The sequence below is a fragment of the Enterococcus sp. S53 genome, assembly GCF_016516865.1.
In the GTDB taxonomy this organism is placed as follows: Bacteria; Bacillota; Bacilli; order Lactobacillales; family Enterococcaceae; genus Enterococcus_D; species Enterococcus_D innesii.
Genome location: NZ_JACVUH010000002.1, coordinates 331,208 through 353,280, shown reverse-complemented (window position 1 = coordinate 353,280; position 22,073 = coordinate 331,208). Strand labels below are relative to the sequence as shown.

The following is a 22,073-nucleotide window of genomic DNA, read 5'->3' as shown; positions in this document are numbered from 1 at the left end:
CAGCTTCTGCTTATTTGTTCGTTTGACGCTTATTCAGTCCAAAGGGTACTCGACTTTCGGTTCCGTCTTTGATGCGGGTGATGTTTTCACGATGGCGAATAAAGATAAAAATCGTTACGCCGATGGCGATAAAGGTCAGCAGCCAATTTTGCTCAGGCAAGATCGCAGGGGCGATAAAAGGCAAAACAATCGTCGATAAAGTGATCAAACACGCCGCGATCATACTGGTCAGGCTCACCATACTGGTCACATAAAGACAGATAACAAAAATCAATGAAGAATAAATGAAAAAGAGCGGATTGTATCCTAAGAGCATCCCAGCACTTGTCGCCACTGCTTTGCCGCCTTTAAATTTGGCAAAGATTGGGAAGGTGTGACCTAAGATTGCACAGACCCCAAACCAGAGCGGATTGACGGTATGGAGACCAAAGATGATCGGCAAGCTGGTCGCCAAAGTTCCTTTTAAGATATCCATCAATAAAACAACGATCCCGGCTTTTTTTCCTAACACGCGAAATGTATTGGTCGTTCCCGTATTGCCGCTGCCGAATTGGCGAATATCTTTTTTGAAAAACAGTTGGCCAATCCAAACACCCGAGGGGATCGAACCTAAAAGGTAAGCAACAATAAATAAAAGAATCGTATTCATAATAACCAACTTTCTTTGCAAGGCTAGGGCAATTTTAGCATGAAAACGCCTTTCCAACAATAAGAAAATCTTTCGCTGGTCAGACAAAGAAGAAAAACAGCTTTTCTCAGAGCTGTGAAACACAAACGAGCCATTTTGTGACTCTAGCTTGTGCAAACAAAGGAAAAAGGATAAGATAGTTTAGAAAAATGTTCGCTTGAAAAAAGCGTATTTTGTGTTAAGATTTTTTTTGCAGTTCTTTCAGCAGCAAAAAAGGACTGATCAAGATTAAAGGAGCGGTGGGTTTGGCAAAGAAAACCACAGAATATAATGATGCTTCCATTCAGGTCTTAGAGGGCCTGGAAGCAGTAAGAAAACGGCCAGGAATGTATATCGGCTCGACCGATAGCCGCGGCTTGCACCACTTAGTGTATGAAATCGTCGATAATGCGGTTGATGAGGCACTCTCAGGATACGGCAATGAAATCGATGTTACGATCCATAAAGACAATAGTATCAGTGTTCGAGACAATGGCCGAGGAATGCCGGTCGGGACACATGCATCTGGAATCCCGACTGTTGAAGTCATCTTCACAGTATTACATGCCGGCGGGAAGTTTGGCCAAGGCGGCTACAAAACCTCTGGCGGCCTTCATGGGGTTGGTGCCAGTGTTGTAAATGCCTTATCCAGCTGGCTAGAAGTGGTCATCGTTCGTGACGGTATCGAATACAAACAGAGCTTCAAAGACGGTGGGAAACCAGCCGGTACCTTGAAAAAAATCGGCAAAACCCGTAAACCAACGGGAACAACAGTCACCTTTAAACCAGACGATACAATCTTTTCTGCAACCAAATTCTCCTATGAGATTCTCGCAGAACGTTTGAGAGAATCAGCCTTCTTGTTGAAAGGGGTCAAAATCTCCCTGACGGATGAACGAGGGGAAGAACCAATTCATGAAGTCTTTTTATATGAGGAAGGCATCAAAGAATTTGTTGATTATTTAAATGAAGAAAAAGATACCTTGACCCAGGTGGTTTATTTTTCTGGCACGAAAGAAGCCATCGAGGTAGAACTTGCCTTTCAATACAATGATGGCTATTCGGAAAATGTCTTGTCTTTTGTCAATAATGTACGTACCAAAGATGGTGGTACCCATGAAGTGGGGATGAAGACATCAATGACGAAAGCTTTCAATGAGTATGCCCGCAAGGTGAATTTGTTGAAGGAAAAAGATAAGAACCTTGAAGGCAGTGATTTTCGGGAAGGCTTAGCGGCCGTGCTGTCGATCCGTGTTCCGGAAAATCTTTTGCAATTTGAAGGACAGACCAAAGGGAAATTAGGAACACCCTTAGCAAGAAATGCGGTAGACAATGTGATTGGCGAGCAGCTAGGCTATTACCTGCAAGAAAACAGTGAAATGAGTCAAATGCTGGTTCGTAAAGCGATCAAAGCAAGAGAGGCCCGTGAAGCTGCCAGAAAAGCGAGAGAAGAAAGCCGCACTGGAAAGAAACGCAAAAAAGGGGAGTCACTGCTTTCTGGAAAATTAACGCCTGCACAATCTCGTAATCCTAAGAAAAATGAATTGTACCTGGTGGAGGGGGATTCTGCTGGTGGTTCAGCGAAGCAAGGCCGTGACCGCAAGTTCCAAGCGATTTTACCGTTACGAGGCAAAGTTATCAATACGGAAAAAGCCAAAATGCAGGATATTTTGAAAAATGAAGAGATCAATACCATGATCTATACTATCGGTGCCGGTGTTGGCCCAGAGTTTTCGATTGAAGACTGCAACTATGATAAAGTGATCATCATGACCGATGCGGACACCGATGGGGCACACATCCAAGTATTGCTATTGACGTTTTTCTACCGTTACATGAAACCGTTGATCGAAGCAGGAAAAGTTTACATTGCTTTGCCGCCTTTGTACAAAGTGTCCAAAGGGTTAGGGAAAAAGGCAGTAGTCGAATACGCTTGGACCGATGATGAACTAAGCAAACTGACCCAAAAAATCGGCAAAGGCTATATGCTTCAGCGCTACAAAGGGTTGGGGGAAATGAATGCCGATCAATTGTGGGAAACGACGATGGACCCAGAAACGCGGACGCTGATTCGAGTAAGGATCGATGATGCGGCTCAAGCAGAACGTCGCGTCACCACATTGATGGGAGATAAAGTAGAACCACGTCGGAAGTGGATCGAAAGCCATGTTCAATTCAGTTTAGAAGAAGATGGCAGTATTTTGGATAAAAAAGAAGATACAGTACCGGAATTAGTTGATGAAAAGTTAATGGATACCGAACAAGCAGAAAGCAAACAGTTAGTTAAGGAATAGGAGGTGGTCTCTTGGAACACAGAAGCAATATACAAGAATTGACATTGGAAGAAGTGATGGGAGATCGCTTCGGACGATATTCCAAATACATCATTCAAGAACGGGCATTGCCGGATATTCGTGATGGGTTAAAACCGGTTCAGCGGCGCATCTTGTTTGCCATGAACCAAGACGGCAATACGTATGACAAAGGCTTCCGCAAATCAGCGAAATCAGTCGGAAATATCATGGGGAATTTTCACCCCCATGGCGACTCAAGTATCTATGAAGCAATGGTCCGCATGAGCCAAGACTGGAAACTACGTCAGATTTTGATTGAAATGCACGGGAACAACGGGAGTATGGATGGCGATCCACCAGCAGCCATGCGTTATACGGAAGCACGGCTTTCAGAATTAAGCGGTGAGCTGTTAAAAGATATCGAAAAAAACACGGTCGAATTGGTGTGGAACTTCGATGATACCGAAAAAGAACCAACTGTTCTACCAGCAAAATACCCGAATCTGTTAGTCAATGGCTCAACGGGGATCTCAGCTGGGTATGCAACGGAAATTCCCACACACAATTTAGGAGAGATCATTGATGGAACGGTCTATTTGATCGACCATCCGCAAGCTTCTTTGGATCAGCTGATGAAGTATATTCCTGGCCCTGATTTTCCAACAGGAGGGATTTTACAAGGGAAAGAAGAAATCAAAAAAGCCTATGAAACAGGTAAAGGCAAAGTGATCCTGCGTTCGAAAACCAAGATTGAAGACATTAAAGGCGGCAAACAGCAAATCGTCATCAATGAAATTCCCTATGAGGTCAATAAAGCCAATTTAGTCAAAAAAATGGATGAGATCCGTTTGAATAAACGGATCGACGGGATTGCTGAAGTACGGGATGAAACCGACCGTACTGGTTTGCAGATCGTTGTCGAGCTGAAAAAAGAAGCAAATGCACAAGGAATTTTAAATTATCTATTTAAAAATACCGAATTGCAGATCAACTACAACTTCAATATGGTGGCCATTGACAATATGCGCCCCCAACAAGTCGGTTTGAAACGGATTTTAGAAAGCTACATCAAGCATCGCCGTGAAGTGATTGAAAAACGCAGTCGTTTTGAACTGCAAAAAGCCCAAAAGAGACAGCATATCGTTGATGGTCTGATCAAAGCTCTATCGATCCTTGATGAAGTGATCGCCACCATTCGCGGCAGTAAAGACAAAAAAGATGCCAAAAGCAATCTGGTGGTTCAACACGGCTTTACGGAAGAGCAAGCAGAAGCCATTGTGAACTTGCAGTTGTACCGCTTGACCAATACGGATATCACGCAATTGCAAGCAGAGGCGAAAGAACTTGCTGAAACGATCGCTGAATTGACAACAATCTTAAATGAGGAAAGCGAATTACTGAAAGTGATCAAAAAGGAATTGCGGGAAATCAAGAAAAAATATACGACCCCGCGGTTGACTGAGATCGAAGCAGAAATTCAAGAAATCAAGATTGAAACACAAGTCTTAGTTGCACAAGAAGAAGTCGTCGTAACAGTCACAAGAGACGGCTATGTCAAACGTAGCAGTTTGCGTTCTTACGGCGCTTCAAAACCAGAAGAGATCGGCATGAAAGAAGGCGACTCTTTACTTTATAGCAGTCAAATGAACACGTTAGATCATCTGTTGTTGGTAACCAATAAAGGAAACACGATCTATCGTCCGGTTCATGAATTGCCTGATTTAAAATGGAAAGATCTAGGCGAACATATTTCGCAAACGGTCATGACGCTGGCCCAAGATGAAATGATCATTGGGGTCTTTGCTTACAAAGAGATCGATCCTTTGAAAAACTTTGTGCTGATCAGTAAAAACGGCATGATCAAACAAACGCGGATGACGGAATTTGAACCTTGGCGTACCTATAAGACACGGCCAATGACGATCATGAAGCTAAAAGATGAAACCGATGAATTGGTCAATGTCTTTTTGACGGATCAAACGGAAGAAATGGATGTCTTTTTAGTCAGTCATCTTGCCTTTGGCTTACGGTATTCGCTTAATGAAGTGCCGGTTGTGGGACCAAAAGCAGCGGGAGTCAAAGCGATGAACCTTAAAGCGGGTGATTATCTTATCAATGGGTTGTTAGTTTATTCCGAAGGGGATACACCAATCGTTCTGATTACTCAACGTGGCGCAGCAAAACGCATGCTGGCTCAAGAGATTACCCAATTAGGACGGGCGAAGCGTGGTTTGATGGTCTTGCGTGAATTGAAGAAAAATCCTCATCGCGTCGTCTATATGGGCAGTGGGGAAAATCAGCAACTGCTAGTGACCAACCAAAAAGGACAAGCCTTTGAAGTCATCACGAATCAAATCCCGATCAATGATCGGACCTCCAATGGCTCATTTATTATGGATGAGAAAACAGGGGGACAAATCTACGAAGTGAAAACACAAATCAGTCCTGCAATCGCGGAGGATTCTGTACTATAAATTATAACAAAACAGCCATTCTGTACCAGTACAGGGTGGCTGTTTTTTACCTCTTAATTAATCTTTCACATTTGCTAAAAACGTACTTTAATAAAAGATTCACATTTAAAATATACCTATAAATCAACGTTTTTAATAATAAACATCTTAAAAATAATTAAATTGTTCAAAATAATTCTTGAAAATGCTTGCAATCATTCAGGCGTGTGTTATACTGTTCACGTAAAGCTGTTACATTAGTGAACAGAAAATTTAAGGAGGTCCATCAGATGGAACAATGGAATGGATTTAAAGGAAAAACTTGGAAAGAAGAAGTAAACGTACGCGACTTCATCCAAGAAAACTACACACCTTATGACGGAACAGATGAATTCCTAGCAGATGCTACTGAAGCAACGACAAAGCTATGGGATCAAGTCATGGAACTGAACAAGCAAGAGCGTGAAGCTGGCGGCGTATTGGATATGGATACAAAAGTCGTTTCAACGATTACTTCTCATGGACCTGGCTACTTAGACAAAGACTTAGAAACAGTTGTTGGTTTCCAAACGGAAAAACCATTTAAACGCAGCTTGCAACCATTTGGCGGCATCCGCATGTCAGAACAAGCAGCAGAATCTTACGGCTATGAAATTGATGCGGAAGTTTCCCACATTTTCCGCGACTACCGTAAAACACATAACCAAGGAGTATTTGATGCCTATACACCTGAAATCAGAGCAGCTCGTCGTTCTGGTGTAATCACAGGTCTTCCTGATGCATACGGTCGTGGCCGGATCATTGGTGACTACCGTCGTGTTGCATTATACGGAGTGGATTTCTTGATCAAAGAAAAACAACAAGACCTACTATATTGCGGAAACGGAACCATGTCTGAAGACATTATCCGCCAACGGGAAGAATTAAGTGAACAAATTCGTGCGTTAAGCGAATTGAAAGAACTAGGAAACATTTACGGATTTGATATTTCTAAACCTGCTCAAACGGCAAAAGAAGCATTCCAATGGTTATATCTTGGTTACTTAGCAGCCATCAAAGAACAAAACGGTGCAGCAATGTCATTGGGACGTACGTCAACTTTCCTTGATATTTATGTAGAGCGTGATTTGAAAAACGGTGTGATCACTGAAGTAGAAGCACAAGAAATCGTTGACCATTTTGTCATGAAACTACGTCTTGTGAAATTTGCTCGGACACCTGATTACAATGCCTTGTTCTCTGGGGACCCAACTTGGGTAACTGAATCAATCGCTGGTATGGGTGAAGACGGACGTCATATGGTAACAAAAAACAGCTTCCGTTTCTTACACACTCTAGCAAACTTAGGCCCAGCGCCAGAACCAAACTTGACTGTTTTATGGTCAACACGTTTGCCTCATAACTTCAAAACATTCTGTGCGAAAATGTCGATCCAAACATCAGCGATTCAATATGAAAACGATGATGTGATGCGTGGGCATTGGGGCGATGACTACGGAATCGCTTGTTGTGTATCAGCAATGCGTATCGGGAAACAAATGCAATTCTTTGGTGCTCGTGCCAACTTAGCGAAAACATTGTTGTATGCAATCAACGGTGGGGTCGATGAAAAATCAAAAGCACAAGTTGGACCAAAATTCCAACCAATTACTTCTGAATACTTGGATTACAACGAAGTAATGGAAAAATATGACACAATGATGGATTGGATTTGTGAGCTGTATGTGAACACATTGAACATCATTCATTACATGCACGACAAATATTCTTATGAACGCATTGAAATGGCGCTACAAGATACAGACATTTTACGTACGATGGCTACTGGTATCGCTGGTTTCTCTGTAGCAGTTGACTCATTATCAGCAATCAAATATGCCAAAGTTCGTACGATCCGTGATGAAAACGGCATTGTTGAAGATTACGAAATCGAAGGCGATTATCCTAAATACGGAAACAATGATGACCGCGTAGATGATATCGCAGTCAACTTGTTGAAAGCCTTCATGAAGAAAGTGAAACGCACCAAAACTTACCGTGATTCAAAACACACAACATCGATCCTTACAATCACTTCTAACGTGGTTTATGGTAAGAAAACAGGGAACACGCCTGATGGACGTCGTGCAGGTGCACCATTTGCTCCAGGAGCAAATCCAATGCATGGTCGCGATACTCATGGAGCGTTGGCAAGTCTTTCATCAGTTGCGAAATTGCCATATGATTACTCATTAGATGGTATTTCAAACACCTTCTCAATCGTACCTAAAGCATTAGGTCGTGACGATGAAACACAACAAGAAAATCTAGCAACAATGTTAGATGGCTATGCTGCAAAAGGTGGTCACCACTTAAATATTAACGTATTTAACCGTGATACATTACTTGATGCGCAAGCTCATCCAGAAAAATACCCACAATTAACGATTCGGGTTTCTGGTTATGCGGTTAACTTCATTAAATTGACCAAAGAACAACAAGATGATGTCATTGCTCGTACAATGCACGAAGCAATGTAATAAGTAACAAATTCAGGCGGCGGACGGGAAAATCCGCCGCCTCTTGTTTTGAAAGTATCAGACGGAACAAGATCATCCGTCGTTTCGAAGAAAGGAAGAGCATTATGGCAGTAACAGGACAAGTACATTCAACAGAAAGTTTTGGATCGGTAGATGGACCGGGTATCCGTTTTATTGTATTCATGCAAGGATGCCGCATGCGTTGCCAGTTTTGTCATAATCCAGATACTTGGAAGATTGGCACGGGTGTCGAACGAACGACCGATGACGTCTTAGAAGAAGCGTTGAAATACCGTGAATTCTGGGGACAAAAAGGTGGGATCACTGTCAGTGGTGGGGAACCGTTACTTCAAATGGATTTTCTGATCGATTTGTTTCGCAAAGCCAAAGCAGAAGGGGTCAGCACAACATTGGATACTTGCGGAAAACCATTTACACGAGAAGAGCCTTTTTTCAGTAAGTTTCAAGAGTTGATGACTGTGACTGATTTGCTGTTGTTTGATATCAAACATATCGATAACAAAGCCCATAAAGAGTTAACTACTCAATCCAATGATAACATTTTGGATATGGCGAATTATCTTTCAGAAATCAATCAACCTGTCTGGATTCGCCACGTGCTGGTTCCATTTAGAAGCGACTATGATGAATTTTTGATCCGTTTGGATGAGTTTATCAAAACACTGAAGAATGTCGATAAAGTGGAGATCTTGCCTTATCACACGATGGGAAAATACAAGTGGGATGAGCTTGGTTTGAAATATCCCCTTGAAGGCATCGAACCACCAACAGAAGATCGGGTGAAAAATGCCAAACGTTTGCTTCATGTAGACGACTATAAAGGCTACTTAACCCGTTGATTAAAACAGGAAAGAAGAGATTGCTATTGCTTCTTTCCTGTTTTTTTACTATGATTAGAAAGTGAATATCAATTGAAATAGGAGCGATGAAGAAATGTCGAAAATATTAGTGTTCGGTCATCAAAATCCTGATACCGATGCCATTGGTGCAGCGATTGCTTTTGCGAACTTACAAAATCAACTCGGGAAAGACTGTGAAGCAGTCGCGCTTGGTACACCAAATGAAGAAACACAATTTGCACTAGATACCTTTGGTCTGGCTGCTCCTCGTGTGATCGATTCAGTGGCAAAGGAAACCCAAGAAGTAATGCTAGTGGATCATAACGAATTTCAACAAAGTGCAGCAGATATTGCGGATGTTACTGTATTAGCAGTGGTCGATCATCACCGTATCGCTAACTTTGAGACAGCTAACCCACTGTACTATCGTGCAGAACCTGTTGGTTGTACCAGTACGATCGTCTTGAAGTTATACAAAGAAAATCAAGTGGAAATACCAAAAGCGATCGCAGGAATCATGCTTTCAGCGATCATCTCCGATACATTGTTATTCAAATCGCCAACATGTACCGATGAAGATGTAGCGGCAGCAAAAGAATTAGCGGTTTTAGCAGGTGTTGAACTGGAAGCATACGGATTGGATATGTTGAAAGCCGGCACAAACCTTGGGACGAAATCAGCAGCAGAATTGCTGGACTTGGATGCAAAAAGCTTCCCAATGGGCGGGAAAAACATCCGTATCGGGCAAGTCAATACGGTCGATTTAAAAGAAGTCTTTGACCGTCAAACAGAGTTGGAAGCTGCCATGAAAGAATCAATGTCAGCAAATGGCTACGATTTGTTCTTGCTGGTTGCTACTGATATCTTAGACAGTAATTCTGAGCTATTAGTTGTTGGTGAACCAATTACCCCAGTAGAAGCAGCGTTTAACACGACATTAACCAACAATCGTGCCTTCTTACCAGGAGTTGTTTCTCGTAAAAAACAAATCGTTCCTCAATTAACCGCAGTTTTTGAAGGATAATTTGAATAAATGTCAGAATGCTGGTGAGATCTGTTTTGGTAGATCAAGCCAGCATTTTTCATGATTTTTTGAATAAGGAGTCCTTACAGTGAAATTTTTTTATAGTCCCCATTATCGTTCATTACAACCGATAGTGGCATCTTCTGAATTCCATGATTTGGTTCATGTGCTTCTAAGCTGTCAAGAACCGCCGACATTACGAGAGCTAAAAGCGAAGTTTCCGCAGGTGTCATTTGATAAAACTCTTGACCGCTTGATCGCATCAGCTTTGATCATCCGTAAAAATCGACGCTATTTTTTAGGTTTTCCTGTTTATACTGAAGAAGATCAAAAGCAGTTGCAAGAAAGTGACGGTTTTTATCAAGAAGCCCTTGATTGGTCAACACAAGAGATTGCTGATTTTATCAAAAGCTTTACGGTGACAAGTGCTGAAAACAAATATTTTTATGGTTGTTTGCAAGGAGTGGAGCAAGGAGTCGTGTATTCGTTGACTCATGAGACGTTTCAGATGATCACTTACGCAGAAGCGCCATGGCCACCGACACTACCGGCTTTTTTTGAAGCAAATCGCCAGCTACAAAATCTAGCGGTTTATGACGAACTAATGGATTTGATTGGCGATGTCGATCCAGTCTATTACTTAGATCAAGTAAGTGTCATCTTTGAACGTATCCGTAAAAACAAAAAAGTGCGTTCAAGTATTTTTCTAGAATCGCTCCAACGATTGAAAATTGTCAGTTCCGAGCTAGATTTCTTGCTGGAAGAAATAAATTGTGATAATCTAAAAAACGGTCGTTATCCTCCTTCTGAAAAGGATAGTTTCTTGCAACGATTAGTGATTGCTCAATTAGCAATAAGGATAGGTTCATACAACACTTTATTTTTCAATAATATTTGATATTTCTAATAATTGTGTTATTTGTTTAAAATTATATGATTTTTTAAAAGCTGTTAGACATCATTCTAACAGCTTTTTTTAGTTTTCTTTAAAATGATAATTTGATGAATAAAAATTAAAAAACAACAATCGTTTTGTTTGGAGTTTTGATTTCTTGGTGATATGATGATTTCAGAACTTTGAAAGGGGATATAAAAATGGAAGGATATAAAACGGTTGAGTTTGAACAGTTGGAAGGGCATAAAACGAAAGCAGAAATGATTACATTCGTATCGATGACAGAAATAGAAGCTGCTCGGCAAGCAATTACAAATGCGGGGATCGATGAAACACGTTTTTCTGACGGAGATCTCATTCTGGCATTGAAGCAAAAGGAACGATTTGGGGCAAATACAATCGTTTCCGTGGTTATTGATTGGCTAGTGAATCAAAATTACTTAGTGAATCCAGCCCATGCTCTGCGTTACTTGGCAAAGAAAATGGCTGATGGTCCAGTAACGAGTTATAAACTATTAAGTGAGAGTGAGTTTGACTGTGATGGGAATTACTACTTGATTGGTCACACTGGTAAATCATTGGCGGTAAATAAAGCCTATAAAGTGTATACTGACGGGCAAGTAAAAGAGCTTTGGCAAGAAAAATAGTTGAAGATGATTTCGGCTCTAGCGGGGAAAGAAAGTGACTGTAGAAACAGTTGTTTTCAAAAAAGGATCAAATATTGAAGGTTGTGAAAGATGCGTGAAACTAAACATTCGAATCGGCTTAGCTGGCAGTCATCTTCTGATTGGTGCATTCAGCCTGATCGGCGCACTGCTGACGCTTTACAAAGTACCAACTAGTTTTGGTACGATCCAAGTCTTGTTAGGTGAAATTTATTATACCGATACGGTATTTGACCGATTTACTCAGCTTTTCTTATTGGGGATCATTAGTCTTTATACCGTAGTGACGAGTTTTTATGGGTTTCGATTTTGGTGTTTTTGCTCCGCCTCTTCTGCATTTGGGACACTGTTGGCATATGTTGAATTAACTGAGACACTTCCGATGATGGTTGTTTTTATCCTAGTATTGGTAAGTTTGTTTCAGTTATGTGTAGTCACATACTTCATTTTCCAAAAGCTAAAAAGTAGAGCTGAAACAGGTTGAACAGATACGTTCAAGCTGTTTTTTTCTGTCCAGAACAATTCGTTCGTATCATAGGGTTATTACGTTACTAGAAATTTATTTTATGCTATGCTAGCAGTAGAGAACGTTTGCTTGCGAATCTTTCTCAAAGGGTAAAATCGTGACAGTGATCGATGGTCACAGAATAAGCGATCAAGATGAATTGAAGGAGGACTGATGAGAGAGTGGTTACCAAACAACAGGAACTGACTGCAGAAAAAGACTTTCTGAGTGGTGAAAATTTTTATGTCCAACATTTCTTAGGAGCCCATCAAGTCGATAACGGCTATGTGTTTCGCGTTTGGGCACCAAAGGCTCAACAAGTTTGGCTTGTTGGCGATTTCAACCAATGGACAGACACTTTGCCAATGAATAAAAGGGCAGAATCTGGAGTATGGGAAATTGAGACCAATCAAGTAGAAGCAGGCCAGCTTTATAAATACAAAGTCAAACAAGCAAATGGACGAGAAGTGTTAAAGATTGACCCTTTTGCTGTCCATTTTGAAGCTCGACCAGGAACAGCGGCAGTCTTGCACAAGATTCCTCCCAAAAAATGGCGGGACGGACTGTGGCAAGGCCGCAAAAAAAGACAGAAAACATTTAACCGACCTCTAAATATTTATGAAGTTCATGCCAGCTCGTGGAAGCATCACGAAGAAGGCACCCCTTATCGCTTCTCTGAATTAAAAGATGAACTTATTCCTTATGTGAAAAAAATGGGTTATACCCATATTGAATTTATGCCATTGATGGAACATCCATTAGGTACCTCTTGGGGCTATCAGTTGACAGGTTATTTTGCGCTCAGTTCCTATTATGGGACACCAGAAGAGTTCCAAGACTTTGTAGAGGCATGCCACTTAGAAAATATTGGTGTCTTTGTTGACTGGGTACCTGGACATTTTTGTGTCAATGACGACAGCCTCGCTTATTATGACGGGACACCAACCTTCGAATACATGGACGAGAATCGAGCCAAAAATGTGCGCTGGGGAGCAATCAATTTTGATCTAGGGAAACCGCAAGTCCAAAGCTTTCTGATCTCAAGCGCCTTGTTTTGGATTGAGTTCTATCATATCGATGGGATTCGAGTGGATGCTGTTTCCAACATGATTTACCGCGATTATGACGAAGGACCTTGGGAGCCCAATCACGAAGGCGGCAATCGCAATTTTGAAGGCTATTACTTCTTGCAGAAGCTTAATTCCGTTATTAAATTAGCCCATCCAGCAGTGGTCATGATAGCAGAAGAAAGTACTTCTGAGACCAAAATAACAGGAATGGTCGAAGAGGGCGCGTTAGGATTTGATTATAAATGGAATATGGGCTGGATGAACGATGTCTTGCGTTTTTACGAGATGGATCCGATTTTCCGCAAAGACCATTTAAGTTTGCTTTCTTTTTCTTTTATGTATCGGATGCAAGAAAATTATATTTTGCCTCTCTCGCATGATGAAGTTGTTCATGGTAAAAAAAGTTTGATGCACAAAATGTGGGGAGACCGCTACAAGCAGTTTTCACAATTACGCAATCTTTATACGTACATGATGATGCATCCAGGAAAAAAACTATTGTTTATGGGAAGTGAATGGGGTCAGTTTTTAGAATGGAAGTACGATCACGGTCTTGAATGGGTCGATCTAAACGATTCCCTAAATGCAAAAATGCAGTTCTTCACCCAAACCTTGAATGAATTGTACAAAGAAGAACGAGGTCTTTGGGAGCTAGACGATCAGGAAGAATCGTTGGAAGTGATCGATGCAGATAACTTAGATGAAACGACATTGACTTTCTTGCGACAAGGGAAAACCAAAAAAGATTTCTTGATCGTGGTGGTCAATCTAACACCGGTGGAGCGGCACGATTTTGCGATCGGTGTTCCGTATGAAGGAACATATCGTGAGATTTTAAACACGGAACGGGATATATTTGGCGGAACTTGGATTGCTAATAACCAAGACTGTCAAACCAGTCATACCCCTTTTAAACGATATGATTATCAAATCAAAACAATTTTGCCTGCACTTGGGGCTTTGATCATCAAACCAGAAAAAATCAAAATGACTCGTAAAAAAGGACCAACAAAATCACGAAAAAAAGAGTAAAGGGGGAAAGGTGAGTAGATCACCAAACAAAATGAAAACAGAGATGTTAGCAATGATCCTCGCAGGGGGACAAGGGACTCGATTAGGGAAATTAACAAAGAATATTGCTAAACCAGCGGTTCCATTTGGTGGCAGATATCGGATCATCGATTTCACGTTGAGTAATTGTGTCAATTCAGGAATCAAAAATGTGGGTGTTGTCACTCAGTACCAGCCATTAGCACTAAACAACCATATCGGCAATGGTGCGAGCTGGGGATTGGATGGCATCAGTACCGGAGTGACCATCTTACAGCCATATTCAAATTCAGAAGGCGAAAAATGGTTTGAAGGAACCGCCCATGCCATCTATCAAAACATCGCCTATATTGATGAGATGGACCCGCAATATGTCTTGATTTTATCCGGCGATCATATCTATAAAATGGATTATGAAGAAATGCTGGAAAAACACAAAGAAAATGATGCTTCATTGACGGTTGCAGTTCTCGAAGTTCCGATGAAAGATGCTTCTCGTTTCGGGATCATGAATACTGATAAAAATGACCGCATCATCGAATTTGATGAAAAACCAGCCGAACCAAAAAGCAATCTTGCTTCGATGGGGATCTATATATTTGATTGGAGTCGTCTACGCAGTATGCTATTGAGTAACTACACAAAAGACGGCGAAATGGTCGATTTTGGGAAACATGTCATTCCTTCTTATCTCGAAAGCGGCGACAACGTTTTTGCCTATCGCTTCTCTGGCTATTGGAAAGACGTAGGAACAATCGATTCCTTATGGGAAGCCAACATGGAATTTATTGATCCAGCCATGGAGTTGAATATCCGTGATAAAAGCTGGCAAGTGTTCTCTAAAAATCCAATCGCACCCCCACATTTTGTGACTGAAACCGGTGCTGCAAGAAATTCGCTTGTGATGGATGGCTGCTATGTTGCTGGGGAGATCGAGCACAGCATTTTATCAGAGAATGTGCAAGTGAAAGAAGGCTCGACAATCAAAGACAGTGTGATCATGCCAGGAGCGGTGATCGGCAGAAACGTCAAATTAAACCGAGTGATCGTTGGGGAAAATGCAGTGATTGGTGACGACGCAGAAATCGATGGAACAGACGAAATTGCCGTAGTCGGCTATTCTGAAATTTTAGGGGTGACGATTGATGAGAACTAATAAAATGTGTGCGATTTTAGGGAACCTACAGCGATACCAAGACTTGATGCCATTAACGGAAAATCGTCCGCTATCAACCTTGTTATTTGATTGCAAATATCGCTTGCTAGATTTCAATCTTTCAAGTATCGAAAATGCCAATATCAAACAAGTCTATATGATTTTCAATGAAGGAGAAACGCAGTCGGTCTTCGATCATATCGGTGGCGGAAAAGAGTGGAACTTGGACGGCGTACAAAACCGGTTCTTTATCCACTTATTCCAAGACTCATTGAAAAAGCAAGCCGAAGGGCAAGAGTACTACTATAATGTCATTGACTATCTGGAAAAATCCAAATCAGATCATACTGTATTTATGGGCAGTAAGATCTTATGCAACATTGATTTGCGTGCATTGCTGAAAATTCATCAACTACAAGGCAATGAAATGACTGTGGTGTATAAACGTATCGGCAGTGATCATGTTTCTGAAAGCGACTTGTTGTTCAATGTTGACAGTGAAGGTCACTTAGAAGAAGCGATCCAAGCGAAAAAAGGGGAAGTTGGCTCCTTAGTCAATTTATGTACGGATATTTTTATTATTCAAACGGATCGACTGATCACGGCTCTTAAAGAAGGCCAAACGGTTGGCGCAACGGCGGATCTCGGTCAATTTTTAAGAGAAATGATCTCTGTAGAGAATACCGGCCTTTATGAATATACTGGTTATTTAAGTAATATTTACGACATCTCTTCTTATTATCAAACCAACATGGATATGTTAGATGTTCACAAATTCACTTCATTGCTTTATTCGAATCAAAAAATTTATACCAAATTGAAGAATGAAGTACCAACCTATTACTCGGAGACGTCTGAGGTGAAAAACAGCCATTTTGCTTCTGGTTGCATCGTGGAAGGTATGGTCGAACAGTCACTGGTTGCCCGTCGTACGAAAATCCATCCTGAGGCAAAAGTCAAAGGCGCAATCATTTTCGGGAATAACGAAATCAAAGCAGGTGCGGAAGTTTCTTATGCGATCTTAGATAAAAATGTGACCATCGCAGAAGGTGTAAAAGTTCAGGGAACCAAAGATGCGCCGATCGTTATTAAGAAGAATTCTCATGTGACAGAAGATGTTATCGGAGGAGCAAGCGCATGAAGGTTTTGTTTACAGCAGCAGAATGCGCCCCGTTTTTTAAAACAGGCGGATTAGGGGATGTTGCAGGTGCATTGCCAAAAGAGTTGGTCAAAAAAGGCGTCGAAACAGTTGTCGTCTTACCTTACTTTACGAAAATGCCTGCCGAATACCAAGACCAAATGGAGGATTGTTTTTCCTTTGAAGTGGCGGTCGGCTGGCGCAAGCAATATTGTGGGATCAAAAAATTAGTTCTAGGCTCTGTGACCTATTATTTCATAGACAATCTCTATTATTTTGGTCGCGAACGTCTCTATGATTTTTATGATGATGGGGAACGCTTTGCTTTCTTCCAATTAGCCGTGATCGAAATGATGGAACGCATTGAATTTATTCCAGACATCGTTCATGTCAATGACTACCATACGGCGATGATTCCGTTCTTGATCAAAGAAAAATATCATTGGATTCAAGCGTATCAAAACATACGCACCGTTTTGACGATCCATAACATTGGGTTTCAAGGGTGGTATAGTCGCGATATATTACCAGATCTTTTTGGGATGGGTACGGAAAGATACGATGATGGAACCTTGCGCTTAAACGATTGCTTGAACTTTATGAAGGCAGGAATCTTGTATGCTGACCGCATCACGACCGTCAGTCCTTCCTATAGTGAAGAAATCAAAACCTCTGAGTTCGGCTGTGGGCTTGAAGTCATTTTACGTATGGAAAGCGGCAAACTCAGCGGCATCTTAAACGGAATTGATTATGAAATGAACGATCCAGAAACCGATCCTCATTTGGACTATCCTTTCAGTGTCGAGGATTTATCAGGAAAAGCCAAAAACAAGCGAGCGCTACAAGAACAGTTTGGCTTGCCAACTCGTAAAGAGGTTCCGTTGATTTCCGTTGTCAGTCGTTTGACCACTCAAAAGGGGTTCCATTTAGTTCTTGAAGAAATGGAAAACCTCTTGCAATTTGATGTCCAGTTTATCCTATTGGGAACCGGTGAGCATGATTTTGAAGAAGGCTTTCGTTACTTTGCGCAGAAATATCCTGACAAATGTGCCGCCGCGATTTCTTTTGATATCGCATTGGCGCAAAAGTTATACGCAGCAGCGGATCTCTTCTTGATGCCTTCCGCCTTTGAACCATGTGGACTATCGCAGATGATCGCGATGCGTTATGGTACATTACCCGTCGTCCATGAAATCGGTGGCTTGAAAGATACGGTAGATTCCTATAATCCGATCACCAAACAAGGTACCGGCTTTGGCTTTCAAGAGTTTTCACCATTCTACTTGATGAATGCCTTGAAACAAGGAATCGAATTGTACGAATCGGATCAGACAACCTGGAACGCTTTAGTCAAGCAAGCAATGAAAAAAGATTTTAGCTGGAATCAAAGCTCAGATCTTTATGTTGAGTTGTATAATAATATCAAAGTTTGATTGTTTTAAGACAGAAGAATCCTTGTCTGCAACAGAACGGTTAGTTGTATGACTAGCCATTCTGGCGGCAAGAATTCTTCTTTTTTATAAACGGTTAGCATAAAGGAGTGTAACCCTATGACAAAAGAACGATTGCGTGAACTGCTAGAAACCAACGTGCACGAACTGTTTGCGATAGAGATCGATGAAGCATCGCCGCAGGAATTGTTTCAGGCACTAGCCAATGTTGTGAAGCAATTGTATTCAGAAGACTGGCGCCAGACCAGAAAAAATCTCTTGTTGGAGGATCAAAAACAAGCGTATTATTTTTCTATCGAATTTTTACCCGGCAAAATGTTAAAGAGCAATCTGTTGAATATGCAGCTGTTGGAGCAAGCAGAAGCCGTTTTTGAAGAGCTAGGGGTTTCACTTGACGATGTTGCGGAAACAGAAAAAGACATGGCTTTAGGCAACGGGGGACTCGGTCGCTTGGCGTCTTGTTTTATGGATTCATTAGCTTCTTTAGGTTTGCCGGGAAATGGCAATGGGATTCGGTATCGTTACGGATTATTTAAACAAAAATTTATTGACGGTCATCAAGTAGAATTGCCCGATGATTGGTTGCGTTCGGGGAATGTTTGGGAAGTCCGCAAAGAAAGCAAGGCGGTGCCAATTCGTTTCGGCGGACAGGTCTATCTCGTTACCGGAGAGGACGGAAAATTAGCCCCAGTCTATGAAGGTGGCTTTACCTGGCGGGCGGTTCCTTATGATACAGCAATGGTTGGCTATCAAAATCACCATCTCAACACCTTGCGCTTATGGAGTGTTGAGGTCCCTGCAGAAGATGAGGCGCACTATGCCACACTAGAATCGCGTCAAGCATTGGAAAATCTGACAGCGGTCTTGTATCCTGATGATTCCAATGAGACAGGCAAACGGACTCGGCTGATGCAAGAATACTTTTTTGTATCTGCAGGGATCCAAAGTATCGTCCGTTATTATAAAAAATTGAATTTACCTTTGGCCATGATGAGTGAACGAGTAGCGATCCACATCAATGATACGCACCCAGCCCTTTGTGTCCCAGAACTGATGCGCATTTTAGTTGATGAAGAAGGTCTTGCTTGGGAAAAAGCGTGGTCGATTACCGTGAAAGTCATGAGTTATACGAACCATACGATTATGGCGGAAGCTTTAGAAAAATGGCCTGTGCGCATGATTGAAGAAGTTTTGCCAAGAATGGATCAGATCATCAAAGAAATTGATCGCCGTTTTGTGGAAACGATGCAAGGGGTCCATCCGCAAGCCTTACTGGAACGGACGCGAATCATTATTGATGATCAAGTCCATATGGCACATCTCGCGATCGTCGGCAGCCACAGTGTCAATGGCGTAGCCAAGCTCCATTCTGATTTACTAAAATCAGTGGTACTCCATGACTTTTATCTTATTTATCCTGCCCGTTTCAACAATAAGACCAACGGCATCGCGCAACGGCGTTGGCTTCAGCTAGCCAATCAACCATTAGCCAAAGTGCTGGATCAGTCCATCGGTACAAGCTGGCGCAATGATCCATTAGACCTGCAACTGCTCAAAAACTATTATGAGGACGAAACCGTTCTGCAACAAATTGCCGACGCAAAAATGAGCAATAAACGAGCGCTGGCTCGTTACATTCAACATACGACTGGTGTCACAGTTGACCCAACAGCAATCTTTGATGTGCAAATCAAACGACTACATGCCTACAAGCGACAATTGTTAAATCTCATGCACATCTTGAAGCTCTACTTTGAGGTCAAAGACGATCCGACTGCAACGTTTCATCCAAGAGTCTTTATCTTTGGCGCTAAAGCAGCACCAAGCTATCACTATGCCAAATCAATCATCAAAGTCATCAATGAAGTGGCGAATCTGATCAATCATGATGAAAGCATCAATGACAAAATCAAGGTTGTCTTTTTAGAAAATTACAACGTTTCTTTGGCAGAAAAAATTATTCCAGCAGCGGATGTCAGTGAACAAATTTCGTTGGCTTCAAAAGAAGCATCGGGAACAAGTAATATGAAATTAATGCTGAATGGGGCAGTAACGATCGCCACTTTAGATGGTGCGAATATTGAGATTCGAGATGCGATCGGTGATGAAAACATTGCGATCTTTGGGCTAACGGAAGAAGAAGTGTATCAGTATTACGCCCAGCGTAATTATTCTGCCTATGCGTATTATGAGTCAGATCCAGTATTACAACGGGTAGTCAATGCCTTTATAGATGGGACGATCCCGAATATCCAAGTAGAAGGTCGCGAGATCTTTGATTCACTTTTGAAATACAATGATGAGTACTTTTTATTAAGAGATTTCCTCGCCTATTGTGATGCACAGCATCGGGTAGATATTGCTTATCAAGATACCCATCGCTGGCAAAAAATCAGTCTAATGAATATTGCGAATGCTGGGAAGTTTTCAGCGGATGAAACGGTGCGAAATTATGCAGCAGATATTTGGCAGATCGATCCATTATTTGCCCATATCAAAGAACCAAATGCGGCAAGCTTGACGGAGTCAGTGCCTCCCTTGGGGAACAGTTGAAGTGACTTCGGTTGAAATGGTGTAGTCTTTCGTGAAATTCTCTTTTATTTGTGGTATGATGAAAAAAATGCATGTAAGAGGATGAGTACAGTGGCAAATTATTTAGATGTGAAACGAAAACACTTCCGTTTTCCTGCTTATGATGATACAGATGGTGTGAAACTGCAATCTGAGCATCGCCCCGCCTTCAGTAAAGCAGATGATTGGATTTTAACAGAAATCAAAGATACCGTGAGTCATTCTCACAAGGAAGAAAATCAATCTTTGCAGCGTAAAGTGCAGTCAAGCCAACGGGATCGCGGACATAATGTGCGTCAAAAAGAAGAACTCGCCAACCACCGTGCCAACTTACCTCAGTATGGAAAACGTCCGGTGAAAGAGCAGATGCCGACAGGAAAAACCAATTTTTTTGGTAAGGATGCTAAGCACTCTTCTTATCAAGTCACAAGCAAACAAGAACGAGCGGAAGTAGCTTCATCACCAAAAAAAGAGTACTCAGGGCGTTCGTATTTTGTTCCTAAATATATCCCAGCTTCAATAATCCCTGATGAACAAAAACCAGAAATTACGTCTAATGACTTGATGGATGCAATGGCAAAAAAACAAGAGAGTTATTTGTTATTTGATAACGAACCAGCAGCCTACCAAGTCAAAGAAGAAAATGATCCGACGGTAAAGAAATTCAATCGCCCCCAATCGGTGGGCATGACTCGCAGTGAGTTTCGCGCTAATAACAAAAAAAATGGCGATAAAAAGCGGTCCGTTCTAGATCGTTCTTTACAAGGAATGATTGAAGACGATCAACGGGAGGATTCAGCAAACGGTTATTTTCGTTCGGAGTAACTTAGCAAACAGAAAATAAATAGCAGGAACCAGAATTGAAAGAAAAAATACGGATGAAACCAGTTAGAAACTTAAATCTAACTGGTTTTTTGAGTAGTCATTGTAACAAATGAATGTATGACAGTCGGAGGTCTGAATCACTCGATGGAGAAACTGGTTTTTGTAGATTATGAAAGGGAGTGAATCGCAAATTGTGTACTCATTTTCTGAGCGTCTTTGAAAAAAACGGTGCTATTATTCATGGAGGTGTTTGATTGATTTTATTATAGTGTTTTAGTAGTTAACTCCTGCTCAAATATTTTAATTTTCGCTGACCTTTTGATATGCTAAGAACAAGGGGGAATCAAAGATGGAAGTTGATCTACAAATGCTGGCGATGATTTTCTTTATCAATCTCGCCTATGTTACATTGAATACATTGCGATTTTTATTGACAATGAAAGGGTATCGTGTGATTGCCCCATTAGTGAGTATGATTGAGATCACGATCTATATTTTAGGATTATCTATGGTATTGGATCGTTTGGATAACCCACTGAATCTCTTGTTCTATGCGCTAGGCTATGCCGCTGGAGTCAGTATCGGGATCAAAATCGAAGATAAGCTGGCTCTCGGGTACACAATGGTTACCGTGATCTTGCCTAGTAATACGGATGAGGAAAAAAGTTTGCCTAAGATCTTACGACAAGAAGGCTACGGAGTTACACAAAGTTATGGAGAAGGCTTAGAAGGACCGCGACTGATTTTAGAGATTCTCTCCCAAAGAAAAAGTGAGAAAAAGCTCTATCAGACGATCAAAGCAGTGGAAGAACGAGCGTTCATCATCAGTTATGAACCCAAGTATATTTCAGGCGGTTTTTGGACCAAAAAAATCAGCCGCCGAGAAGCGAAGCTAAAAAAACAAGCACCTGTTGATTGAAGGCGTTTAGT

At 41.5% G+C, this 22,073-nt stretch carries 16 protein-coding genes; 15 read left to right on the top strand and 1 reads right to left on the bottom strand.

The annotated features are described in order from the left end of the window. Positions 1-10: 10 nt before the first annotated feature. Entirely contained in the window at positions 11-649 is a 639-nt protein-coding gene (plsY, locus tag IAE45_RS04625; protein ID WP_200125190.1) for a glycerol-3-phosphate 1-O-acyltransferase PlsY, read from the bottom strand. A 284-nt stretch (positions 650-933) separates the two neighbouring features. Between plsY and parE the strand changes: the two genes are divergently transcribed. From parE to IAE45_RS04550, 15 genes are all read left to right on the top strand, one after another. Further along, positions 934-2,961, top strand: coding sequence for a DNA topoisomerase IV subunit B (parE, locus tag IAE45_RS04620; RefSeq protein WP_077452542.1), 2,028 nt, complete (start codon positions 934-936; stop codon positions 2,959-2,961). 11 nt (positions 2,962-2,972) lie between these two features. Then, positions 2,973-5,435 carry a DNA topoisomerase IV subunit A gene (gene parC, locus IAE45_RS04615; RefSeq protein WP_200125188.1) on the top strand — a complete coding sequence of 821 codons (2,463 nt, stop codon included), beginning with the start codon at positions 2,973-2,975 and terminating at the stop codon, positions 5,433-5,435. 269 nt (positions 5,436-5,704) lie between these two features. Next, entirely contained in the window at positions 5,705-7,933 is a 2,229-nt protein-coding gene (pflB, locus tag IAE45_RS04610) for a formate C-acetyltransferase (RefSeq protein WP_200125186.1), read from the top strand. 104 nt (positions 7,934-8,037) lie between these two features. Continuing rightward, positions 8,038-8,793, top strand: a complete 756-nt coding sequence (gene pflA / locus IAE45_RS04605) for a pyruvate formate-lyase-activating protein (protein ID WP_010749400.1) — start codon at positions 8,038-8,040, stop codon at positions 8,791-8,793. Between the two features lie 94 nt (positions 8,794-8,887). Then, the gene (locus tag IAE45_RS04600) at positions 8,888-9,817 is read left to right on the top strand and encodes a manganese-dependent inorganic pyrophosphatase (RefSeq protein ID WP_200125184.1); all 930 of its coding nucleotides are present in this window, start codon (positions 8,888-8,890) and stop codon (positions 9,815-9,817) included. An 88-nt stretch (positions 9,818-9,905) separates the two neighbouring features. Then, the gene (locus tag IAE45_RS04595; RefSeq protein ID WP_200125182.1) at positions 9,906-10,715 is read left to right on the top strand and encodes a DUF1803 domain-containing protein; all 810 of its coding nucleotides are present in this window, start codon (positions 9,906-9,908) and stop codon (positions 10,713-10,715) included. 197 nt (positions 10,716-10,912) lie between these two features. Next, positions 10,913-11,359, top strand: coding sequence for a hypothetical protein (locus tag IAE45_RS04590; protein ID WP_200125180.1), 447 nt, complete (start codon positions 10,913-10,915; stop codon positions 11,357-11,359). Positions 11,360-11,393: 34 nt separating this feature from the next. Next, on the top strand, positions 11,394-11,861 hold the full coding sequence (locus tag IAE45_RS04585) for a hypothetical protein (protein ID WP_241508785.1): 468 nt from the start codon (positions 11,394-11,396) through the stop codon (positions 11,859-11,861). 203 nt (positions 11,862-12,064) lie between these two features. Next, positions 12,065-13,984, top strand: a complete 1,920-nt coding sequence (gene glgB / locus IAE45_RS04580; protein ID WP_200125178.1) for a 1,4-alpha-glucan branching protein GlgB — start codon at positions 12,065-12,067, stop codon at positions 13,982-13,984. A 31-nt stretch (positions 13,985-14,015) separates the two neighbouring features. After that, positions 14,016-15,158, top strand: coding sequence for a glucose-1-phosphate adenylyltransferase (locus tag IAE45_RS04575; RefSeq protein WP_016610807.1), 1,143 nt, complete (start codon positions 14,016-14,018; stop codon positions 15,156-15,158). Next, positions 15,148-16,299, top strand: a complete 1,152-nt coding sequence (gene glgD / locus IAE45_RS04570; RefSeq protein ID WP_077452536.1) for a glucose-1-phosphate adenylyltransferase subunit GlgD — start codon at positions 15,148-15,150, stop codon at positions 16,297-16,299. Before IAE45_RS04575 ends, glgD begins: the two co-directional genes overlap by 11 nt. Further along, on the top strand, positions 16,296-17,729 hold the full coding sequence (glgA, locus tag IAE45_RS04565) for a glycogen synthase GlgA (RefSeq protein ID WP_081119136.1): 1,434 nt from the start codon (positions 16,296-16,298) through the stop codon (positions 17,727-17,729). The genes glgD and glgA overlap by 4 nt, the downstream gene beginning before the upstream one ends. A 117-nt stretch (positions 17,730-17,846) precedes the next feature. Continuing rightward, the gene (locus IAE45_RS04560; protein ID WP_200125176.1) at positions 17,847-20,300 is read left to right on the top strand and encodes a glycogen/starch/alpha-glucan phosphorylase; all 2,454 of its coding nucleotides are present in this window, start codon (positions 17,847-17,849) and stop codon (positions 20,298-20,300) included. Positions 20,301-20,381: 81 nt separating this feature from the next. Continuing rightward, positions 20,382-21,143: a hypothetical protein gene (locus IAE45_RS04555; protein ID WP_140965470.1), complete on the top strand. Its 762-nt coding sequence runs from the start codon at positions 20,382-20,384 to the stop codon at positions 21,141-21,143. Between the two features lie 349 nt (positions 21,144-21,492). Beyond that, positions 21,493-22,062, top strand: a complete 570-nt coding sequence (locus IAE45_RS04550; RefSeq protein ID WP_005236782.1) for a DUF2179 domain-containing protein — start codon at positions 21,493-21,495, stop codon at positions 22,060-22,062. Positions 22,063-22,073: the final 11 nt, after the last annotated feature.

Excerpts from the sequence above, each read along its gene's own strand:
- IAE45_RS04575 (WP_016610807.1), top strand. The coding sequence starts at position 14,016 with ATGAAAACAGAGATGTTAGCAATGATCCTCGCAGGGGGACAAGGGACT.
- IAE45_RS04590 (WP_200125180.1), top strand. The coding sequence starts at position 10,913 with ATGGAAGGATATAAAACGGTTGAGTTTGAACAGTTGGAAGGGCATAAA.
- IAE45_RS04600 (WP_200125184.1), top strand. The coding sequence starts at position 8,888 with ATGTCGAAAATATTAGTGTTCGGTCATCAAAATCCTGATACCGATGCC.
- plsY (WP_200125190.1), bottom strand. The coding sequence starts at position 649 with ATGAATACGATTCTTTTATTTATTGTTGCTTACCTTTTAGGTTCGATC.
- IAE45_RS04550 (WP_005236782.1), top strand. The coding sequence starts at position 21,493 with ATGGAAGTTGATCTACAAATGCTGGCGATGATTTTCTTTATCAATCTC.
- IAE45_RS04555 (WP_140965470.1), top strand. The coding sequence starts at position 20,382 with ATGAGTACAGTGGCAAATTATTTAGATGTGAAACGAAAACACTTCCGT.
- glgA (WP_081119136.1), top strand. The coding sequence starts at position 16,296 with ATGAAGGTTTTGTTTACAGCAGCAGAATGCGCCCCGTTTTTTAAAACA.
- pflB (WP_200125186.1), top strand. The coding sequence starts at position 5,705 with ATGGAACAATGGAATGGATTTAAAGGAAAAACTTGGAAAGAAGAAGTA.
- glgD (WP_077452536.1), top strand. The coding sequence starts at position 15,148 with ATGAGAACTAATAAAATGTGTGCGATTTTAGGGAACCTACAGCGATAC.
- pflA (WP_010749400.1), top strand. The coding sequence starts at position 8,038 with ATGGCAGTAACAGGACAAGTACATTCAACAGAAAGTTTTGGATCGGTA.
- IAE45_RS04560 (WP_200125176.1), top strand. The coding sequence starts at position 17,847 with ATGACAAAAGAACGATTGCGTGAACTGCTAGAAACCAACGTGCACGAA.